Genomic DNA, 601 nt, shown 5'->3' on the forward strand with positions numbered 1-601 from the left:
GTCAGTGTTAGCTGCGTCTAAAGCTGTTGCTGCTGCTGGTTTTAAGCTTGATTTACCGAAATCAAATAAAACGTCTGAGCTGAATGCGAAGTTTTTAGTTACAACTTCTGGCTCAACAACTGGTGCTACAGCGCCTTGACCGAAACGGTATGATAAACCTGCTGTTACAGAGTGGATATCAGGAGCATATTGGAAGTCCACATCTTGTGTGCCTGAACGAACTAATGCTTTATTTAAGTTACCCGCTTTGTTTAAGTATTGGTATTCAACACGTGCCGCTAATTCAGGAAGAATTGCGTACTCAACACCTGCACCTAAAATAGTTGATGCTTTTAATTTGTGGAATTTTGTTGTTGATTCGTTAGTGTTTTCCGCACCATATTTTTTATAGTCATTACGAACAACCGCAATACCTACTTTACCGTAAACGTCTAAGTCAGGTAATACTTCGTAGCTTGGTTTTAACGCTAAGTTTAAACCGTGAGCAGAGTGTTTAACTGTACGGAATTCATCTACGTTACCACGTACGCGACCGTAGTAGTCATAGCCTAATTCAGCTGCTAAACCGAAGTTATTTTGGTTTAAGATTTGGTAACCGCCG

At 40.4% G+C, this 601-nt stretch carries 1 protein-coding gene; it reads right to left on the reverse strand.

Features of this window, described 5'->3' with window-relative positions:
* Nucleotides 1-601 (reverse strand): outer membrane beta-barrel protein (locus tag DS839_RS35955; protein ID WP_162919028.1); only part of this gene is annotated, 601 nt, incomplete at both ends.

Source organism: Taklimakanibacter deserti (assembly GCA_003574785.1).